At 57.3% G+C, this 7,378-nt stretch carries 11 protein-coding genes and 1 pseudogene; 3 read left to right on the top strand and 9 right to left on the bottom strand.

Annotated features, from left to right (window positions below):
- Positions 1–174: 174 nt before the first annotated feature.
- Positions 175–465, top strand: a complete 291-nt coding sequence (locus tag OKC40_RS21400) for a hypothetical protein (RefSeq protein WP_270796928.1) — start codon at positions 175–177, stop codon at positions 463–465.
- Positions 466–616: 151 nt separating this feature from the next.
- On the opposite strand, the gene OKC40_RS21395 is transcribed toward OKC40_RS21400, so the two are convergent.
- Complete coding sequence (locus OKC40_RS21395; RefSeq protein ID WP_270796927.1) at positions 617–1,624, bottom strand: replication initiation protein; 1,008 nt, start codon at positions 1,622–1,624, stop codon at positions 617–619.
- Between the two features lie 178 nt (positions 1,625–1,802).
- Positions 1,803–2,015 carry a type II toxin-antitoxin system RelE family toxin gene (locus OKC40_RS21390; RefSeq protein ID WP_270796930.1) on the bottom strand — a complete coding sequence of 71 codons (213 nt, stop codon included), beginning with the start codon at positions 2,013–2,015 and terminating at the stop codon, positions 1,803–1,805.
- A 101-nt stretch (positions 2,016–2,116) separates the two neighbouring features.
- On the opposite strand from OKC40_RS21390, the pseudogene OKC40_RS21385 reads away from it, so the two are divergent.
- Positions 2,117–2,386 (top strand): annotated as a pseudogene (locus tag OKC40_RS21385) (transposase); the annotation flags it as partial.
- On the opposite strand, the gene OKC40_RS21380 reads toward OKC40_RS21385, so the two are convergent.
- The 6 genes from OKC40_RS21380 to OKC40_RS21355 form a co-directional block, all read right to left on the bottom strand.
- Positions 2,386–4,044: a HAMP domain-containing methyl-accepting chemotaxis protein gene (locus OKC40_RS21380; protein WP_270796926.1), complete on the bottom strand. Its 1,659-nt coding sequence runs from the start codon at positions 4,042–4,044 to the stop codon at positions 2,386–2,388. The pseudogene OKC40_RS21385 and the gene OKC40_RS21380 overlap by 1 nt on opposite strands.
- 353 nt (positions 4,045–4,397) lie before the next feature.
- Positions 4,398–4,622 (bottom strand): type II toxin-antitoxin system RelB family antitoxin, encoded by a 225-nt coding sequence (gene relB / locus OKC40_RS21375; protein ID WP_270796924.1) that lies wholly within the window; start codon positions 4,620–4,622, stop codon positions 4,398–4,400.
- A gap of 128 nt (positions 4,623–4,750) precedes the next feature.
- Positions 4,751–4,927 carry a hypothetical protein gene (locus OKC40_RS21370; RefSeq protein ID WP_270796923.1) on the bottom strand — a complete coding sequence of 59 codons (177 nt, stop codon included), beginning with the start codon at positions 4,925–4,927 and terminating at the stop codon, positions 4,751–4,753.
- Between the two features lie 45 nt (positions 4,928–4,972).
- Positions 4,973–5,179, bottom strand: coding sequence for a hypothetical protein (locus OKC40_RS21365; RefSeq protein WP_270796921.1), 207 nt, complete (start codon positions 5,177–5,179; stop codon positions 4,973–4,975).
- Positions 5,180–5,280: 101 nt separating this feature from the next.
- Entirely contained in the window at positions 5,281–5,622 is a 342-nt protein-coding gene (locus tag OKC40_RS21360) for a mobilization protein (RefSeq protein WP_270796919.1), read from the bottom strand.
- Positions 5,623–6,156 carry a DUF1640 domain-containing protein gene (locus OKC40_RS21355; protein WP_270796918.1) on the bottom strand — a complete coding sequence of 178 codons (534 nt, stop codon included), beginning with the start codon at positions 6,154–6,156 and terminating at the stop codon, positions 5,623–5,625. It abuts the gene before it with no gap.
- Positions 6,157–6,316: 160 nt separating this feature from the next.
- On the opposite strand from OKC40_RS21355, the gene OKC40_RS23015 reads away from it, so the two are divergent.
- Complete coding sequence (locus OKC40_RS23015; protein WP_406568727.1) at positions 6,317–6,718, top strand: hypothetical protein; 402 nt, start codon at positions 6,317–6,319, stop codon at positions 6,716–6,718.
- A gap of 136 nt (positions 6,719–6,854) precedes the next feature.
- On the opposite strand, the gene OKC40_RS21345 is transcribed toward OKC40_RS23015, so the two are convergent.
- Complete coding sequence (locus OKC40_RS21345; protein WP_042650709.1) at positions 6,855–7,268, bottom strand: plasmid mobilization protein; 414 nt, start codon at positions 7,266–7,268, stop codon at positions 6,855–6,857.
- Positions 7,269–7,378: the final 110 nt, after the last annotated feature.

Raw genomic sequence — 7,378 nt, 5'->3', positions numbered from 1 at the left:
GGGGCTGCGCCCCTCACCAGCCCCGGATTACTGGAGGCCGCGAAGCGGACGAAAAGTAATACGGGTACGCTGGCTAATAACCAGTACAGCAAAAAAAGAGAGGGGCGGCAACTTGCAATTTATTGTCACCGTGACACATAATCAATTACCGTTACAGTGACAGGAAATGACACCATGAAGGACGCCACGGATCAGGGCACTGGGGACATGTTTGGCATCAAGCGCGGACGGGGTAGACCAAAGACCGGAACAGCCAAAAGCGGGGCAGAACGACAAGCCGCCTACCGGGCCAAACAGCAGGAAGATAACGTTACTGTGACGATAAATAGGGCACTGATGGAGGGGTTGGATGCTCAGATGCAGGCGATCAGGGACGGAGGTTCTGCGGTGGTGCTTACCTCGGAACAGGCCGGGGAGATCTTGAGAGCACTACGAAAAGCAGAAACCAAACAGCTCCGGGGATAACAGCTACTGCCCACAGGCCGAACACATGGCCTGATGGACAGCCCTACGGGATCGCAGTTACCCCCCTCACAACGAGCCCTCTCTCTGGAATACTACCAGGTCTCAAGGAACGCCCTCCGGGCGCTGTTATCTGATATAGGCTTGTTTTTGATCACTCAAGATCACAACGGAGGTAATTGGACACACTGCCAGCCGAGATTTGCAGATCCTCGGCTATATCGCGGTTGCTGTAGCCCATTGCTTTGAGCCGCAATACTTCCGGCAGCAGCTCTGCCGCTTTGCTGGGCCTGCCCCCGCCCTTGGATACCTTGCCGCCCTTAGCCCCTCTCCGCGCTTGGATCTCGGGGGTATGTGTCCGATCAACGTAATCCGCAAACGAGGTCGGGGTAAGGTGCCGCCATATCCAACGTGCGATGCTCTTGGCCGTGGCCTTGATCTCACTATGGGGCAACGGGCCGCCCTGCTCGCGTCCAAACGCATTGGCGCTCTCACAGGCAGCTCTCACCGCATCCGCCCATGCGTCGTATCCATTGGGCCGCCAATACTCCCGCACAGCGCTGTAGCCCCATTCCCGCACGTTATCGAACACAGTGACGTTACGGCCTAGCCCGCTCGCCTCTTTACCGCTACGGCGGTTGTAGGCCGCTAAATCAGCATCTGGGCAGAACTCCGCGAGATAGTCGAGGGAATAGGGCGCATGGTTATGCCATACCGTCCACCAATCGCTGTGTACGGGGTTTTTGGTGATCAACCCAACGTACCCCATGTCAGCACCCAACTTCTTCGCCAGAACGTGTTCTATGGCCGCCAGATAGCGCAGCGGCTTTAGCCTGGCTGCATTGGTACGCGCCACCGGCGCAGCCAGCAGATAGCCGAGGTGGTAATTGCCGTTCTCGGGGTTGATCGCGATCCAATGCGGCGCAGGCAAGCCGCGCTCTCGCCACTCTTGATACCCTTCTCGCCGCTGCTCATAAGGCTTTCTGTCCACATCAAACACAATGCAGGAGACGTGCGGCGGCGGGTTGTGCTGGATGTGGCGATAGGCGAGGGCGGTAGCCTGCGGACGAATGAGCAAGCCAGACGATAAATCGTCTGTGCAGTACGGGCGACGGGGGAGTCGTTCGACGAATTCGGCGGCTTGAAGCGCTGGTTTTACCATCGATCACCGCGCTTATTGGCGGTGCAGTCTTGTGTGAGATCGGTCATGTGATATGCTTTCCCTGTTCTTAGTGAACGGCCCCGAACTCTCTGAAAGCTTCCGCCAAGTTGCATTAACAGAGATTCGGGGTTTGTCTTTTCTGGACAGTACGTTACTGCAACGATGCCCTATCGGCAAATTATCCGTATACCTCGCTGCGATGGCCGATTTCCACTGCCACGATCACCAATTCAGCATCCCTGATCTCACAGATAACCCGATAATCCCCCACTCGATAACGCCAGTAAGTACGCAGATTGCCGGTTAACGCCTTGCCTGCATCCCTTGGGTCCTCCAGCATCATCACCCGCCGCAGATATTTGGTAATTCGCTGGGCTTGGGTCTTATCCAGGGGACCCCGCAGAATTCGGAGAAAAACGTACGCTAAGGAAACTCTGAAGAAGACTTCCTGATTTTGGCAAAATACCCGGATTCCACCCGCCGAGTTTTCCGATGAAGCAGATGACCTTCGCCTACGCCGAGTATGCCGGCAAGCGCAAGCAGGCCCGCAAAGAGTTGTTCCTGATCGAGATGGATCAGGTGGTGCCGTGGAAGGGTTTGATCGCCTTGATCGAGCCGCACTACCCGAAGGGTGAAGGCGGCAGTCCAGCCTATCCGCTGATGGCGATGTTGTGCGTGCATTTGATGCAGAACTGGTTCGGCTACAGCGACCCGGCGATGGAGGAGGCGCTGTACGAGACTACAATCCTGCGTCAGTTTGCCTAAAGACGGAACATATGCACCAGACGCTGAAGTTGGGTTGCCAGAGCAGATAGTTGCTTACTGGTGGCAACATTCTGACGGGAAGCCTCGCTAGTTTCCTCGGCAATCTGGCTGACACTAGTAACGTTACGATTGATCTCCTCCGCGACAGAGCTTTGCTCCTCAGCGGCAGATGCAATCATGGCATTCATGTCATTAATAATCGCAACAGCGTTACTGATCTGATCCAGCATATGACCTGCGCTGGCAACCTGTTGTTTACCAGCTTGTGCTTTGGTGCAACTACTTTGCATGACCGCAACAGCACGATTTGCCCCGCCCTGCAGTTTTTCAATCATGGTCTGAATTTCGCTGGTTGACTGTTGCGTGCGCGAAGCAAGCGAGCGCACCTCATCCGCCACCACAGCAAAGCCTCGCCCTTGCTCACCAGCTCTTGCAGCTTCAATAGCCGCATTAAGGGCAAGTAAATTGGTTTGATCGGCGATGCTGCGAATGACATCCACCACAGAGCTAATACCAGCACTGTCTGCTTCAAGCTCATGGATAACGGTGGCCGCGTGCTCAACTTCACTGGCTAGGCTGTCGATAGAAGAGATTGTTTGATGAACAACAAGCTTTCCACTTTCCGACTGCTGATCTGCTTCCTGTGCTGCTCTTGCTGCACTGGCCGCGTTCCCAGCCACATCCTGCACAGTAGCTGACATTTCGTTCATCGCAGTAGCAACCTGATCTGTCTCCAACTGCTGGCGGCGGATGCCGTCACTGGTTTCAGTGCTGATCTGAGCAGTCTGCTCAGCTGCGGCTGCCAGTTGCTCCACAGCCCCCGCCAACTCTTGAATGGTGTGGTGAAAACGCGAAGCCATTGCATTGAATGAGCTAGAGATTTCGCCCAGCTCATCACGCCCCTGATAGGTAACTCGATAGCCCAAATTGCCATCAGCTAGCTGCTGACCGCCGACTTGAAGCTCGCGAACAGCTTTTGTGATGCCAGATACAGTAGCCAAAGCCACGACTGTGGCCAGAAACAGAGCAACCACTAGCGTGAGACCGATTATCACAACCAGACGATCGAAGCTCTCTTTATCGCGCTGGTAGCTTGCATTGGCGCTCTCCTGCTCCGACTCAACCAGATTACGCACGCTGGCATAGGTCGTCATAAATGCAGGTTGCAAGCGATTCAGCAGGATTGCATTCCCTCCCGCATAGTCACCTTGGCGCATTGCATTGAGCGTCGGTTGAACACCATTATCCAGATAATCAGACAGCTTGTTTTGCAGTTCAGTGGCCAAGCGCTGCTGCTCTTTGCTCATTGGCATACGCTGATAGTCAGCAAGGCGCTCACGCATGCTGCCTACGCTTCTATCCACAGCATCGAAATGCATGCTCGCGGGGTGGTCATGTGCCTTTTCGAACGCACTACCAGGCTGATGTTGCAGAGCAAGCAAAAGCTGAGTGCGTGCATGGTGCATGTGATTGGTGAGGTCGCCAAGCTTATCGAGCGGTAGCAGAACGTTGTTGTACATATGGTTAATATCGGCATTGCTGCTGCGCATGCCGTTAAGCCCCGCCATTGTCAGGCCGGCAGCCGTAGCAGCTAGCAGAATGAGCAAACTGATGAGACGGGTTTTAATTGAAAAACGGGTTAGCCAATCACTCACTACTTCACCTCATTATTAGGCATATCAATGTGCCTTCATTGTATCGGCTGGTTCATTTGAAATCTTGAGTCAGGCTCCCCCTCAAGGCTTCTCGCCGTATGGTCTGGGGCAATTTAGTACTTAAATCAAAAACAAGCCATGAAGGCTGTCCGGCTAGGCTATAGCCCAACCGGGCGTCAGACGAAGCGGCGAAAGAGCGTCAGAGTAGGGCCTTTTCCGGAATTTCCTGACGCCTTCGGCGCGGCGTCTATGGCCTCAACCTGACACGCCAGCCGTTAGCGTGCTTTATTGTCCGAATTCTGAGGCGACCCCTATCCAGCCTCGCCAACTGCTTTCTAGCGTTATCGGCCAGTTCAACTTTCCAAGCCAAGTTCGCGCTCCACTTCATCCAGTGAGAACAAGCGCTCTTCGCCCTTACGAACTCTCTCCATGACCCGTTCAGCCAAGTAGTAATCTTCAAGGTCTTCCAGGTGCGCCAAGATGGCCTCACGGGCATAGAACGTCTTAGTTCTGCCCGTCACCTCGGCCAAATGGCTCAACCTTTGTTCAATCTCTGACGGCAACCGTATCGCCAACATAGTCCACCCCTCACGCCAATAATATACGCGTATATCATACTCCAATCGCAAGCCCCTGCAACGAGAACGATTAGCGCAGTCTGTCGCGCTCGGGGCAGGGGCCGCCAAGCGCAGCGCGGCAGAGCGGGCTAAACCTTCATCCACCGCAGCAGTAGGGCCAGCGCCGCAATCCATGCCGCCACGTTCCAGGAAGGCCCCGCCAAGGCGCCGTAGATTGGCCCCAGCGCCAGCCAGTCAGCCGCCCAGTACAGCAGGGCTTTCGCTGCAAATACGGCGGCCAGCACCGCCACTGTGTGCCACAACATCAACCCCGGAAATCTATCGCTCAACCACATCGGCACCACCTCCCTTCAATCCAACTGAAGGCCCGCATCGAGGAGCCGCAGCCGCCACTCGCTGGCCTCCAAATCGAAGTTGAGCAAGCCGCCTTCCACGCTGATCCGCCATTCAAAATCGAGCAACCGCATGTCGTTCAGGTCGCACAGCCGCTGACCGTCTGCGTCCAATAGCCATACCCGATCACCATCAATCTCAAGATCGTGCTTATCGAATTCCATTGCCCCGCTCCCTATATTTATCGTCACAGTGACAAAATATCACGTACTCAACCCGCTACTCTGGCTCTGCTCTTCACTCAGCGCTTTAGCCCTGTCGGCGATCAGCTCTGCGCCTTGTTCAAGCTCTCCAGCGAGCTTTTGACTGTGCTCACACTGCTGTTCAATGACCCAAGTGCTGCTCCGGTAGCCCGGTTGGTCTGGTCCAAACTCCGGCCCATGCTGGCTAGCTCGTTCCTGGTACTCTTCTCCAAGGCCACGAAGGCGGTGTGTAAGCTGGCGCAATGCTTCTCGTACCCTTCCAAGGTGCTCTGCAACTGCACCTGTAAGCTCTCCAAAGCGCGCTGTTGCGCGTCGAGCTGCGCCAGCAAGGCTTTCGTCTCGTCCTGGTGCCGCTGCTCCATCTGCTCCAGCCTCTCGATCAGTAGGCGTTCTAATTCGGTCATTTACTTGATCTCCACCGCCATCTCGCCACTTTGCGTTTCGTACGTTTTTCCCAATGTCGGAGCGAGGATGTAACTCTTGCCATCCTCCCGGACGAATCTCACTCCGGCCGGAAGCTGCGCCAGCGTGGCTTTCGCGCTGCTGATCTCGCTGTTCAACCGCTGAACCTCGCTGCCCATCCAGCTCAATACCCCCCAGCTCCCCAGCCCGATCCCCACGGAGGTGCATACCCCGACCAGCAAGGCTTTGAGCCAGACGCTGGAGATCAGCTTGAGGGTGTTGGCCTCGCTCCGGGCCTGTTCCAATACCTCTTTCAGCGGATCGGCCGATTCGGTGATCTGTTGGGGCAATCCCTCGATCCCGTCCCGGATAGCGCCCACGGTTGTATTCAGCTCGCCGTTCACACGCTTTTGTAAGTCGATCTTGAGCGCGTCGAGCACCGCTTTCGCTAACTTCTCCACCTCGCCCAATGCCTGCTCGTGCTGCAACTTGAGCCTCTCGCTCAATTGCGCCTTTTGCGGTCCAAGATGCTCCATATAGCTCTCCCCTTAACCGGACGGCTTTGGGGTAGCCCTCCGGCTTGATGCTGATGTAATCCATGCCCGTTCGCGTGATTTCGCACCCGAGCGATTCTTGCAGGTAGGCCCGCAGCTCGGCGGCGTTTGTGATCACCCCCTGCGCGGTGGCCCCGATTAGGTGGTCGGTGATCTGTTTTTTGATGGCCGGGTGGTCGCCCTTGTATGCCTCGAAATCCGGCCGCAGCAGCCGCGCCCGGAGCGGGTCGTCTGGCCGCGCCCAGCCCTTGGCATGATTGTGTTTATCCCTGACCGCATAGAAGTCGTCGCGTTGACCTGGTGGGGCCGGGTTGAACGATTTTCCGCTGCCCAGGTGAACACGGGGGATCAGGATGTGCACATGCGCCCCGCCATCCAGTTCGTCGTGCTGGACGACGGTCATGTGGTAGTCCTCCGGCTCCAGTCCGGCAAATGCCAGCGCCTCGAAATCGGCCAGCACCTCGTCGATCTCGGCAGCGGTCGGTGCCTCCTCGGCGGCCCACGAAATCACCGCGCTGGAGTACCGCTGCTGGAACGGCAGTGAGTCGGCCACCGCCGCGAACAGCGCTGGATCCCCCCGTAGTACCGTCACCCCGGCCCGCTCCGCTCCGGTGTGGTCGTGCGCCCCAAGCAGGTAGGCCGAGGCGCGGGCGCCGCTGCCCGTACCGTGGGCTAGGAATTTAACGTGCATCGCTGCTGCTCTCCTTGGTGGTCGGCTTGGGGGGCGGAGGCAACTGGGGCAGCAGGTGGGCCGCCTCCGCCTCGATGCTGCGCAGCAGGGCCAGCACCTCCACCAGTCGGACCGGTGCACCGACTAGCCGGCACTCATTCAGGCTACGGGCTATCTGGTTGAGGTTCGATCCCAACGCGGCCAGCTGGCGCATCAGCGCCGGATCGGCATCGTTGCTGGTATCACGGACACGGACGGGGCGGCGCTGTGGCGTCGGCAAGTTCGTCTGCTGGCCAGCATCCACCGCCCCCCTGATCCAGTCCGACACGCTGAGCCCAGAGGCGGCTGCTCGCTCCCGCCATTCGGCGGCAGTGGGCTTGTCGATCCGTAGGCTGATGGTGGTCGTTTTCGGGACTCTGGACACGGTGCCTCCGGTTGTTTTGTGTGGGGGATTGAAGGGGCTGCGCCCCTCACCAGCCCCGGATTACTGGAGGCCGCGAAGCGGACGAAAAGTAATACGGGTACGCTGGCTAA

The organism is Aeromonas sp. QDB11 (genome assembly GCF_027705265.1).
Taxonomy (GTDB): Bacteria; Pseudomonadota; Gammaproteobacteria; order Enterobacterales; family Aeromonadaceae; genus Aeromonas; species Aeromonas allosaccharophila.
Note: the sequence above shows the minus strand (reverse complement) of the source record. Positions and strands in the feature narration are given on the sequence as shown.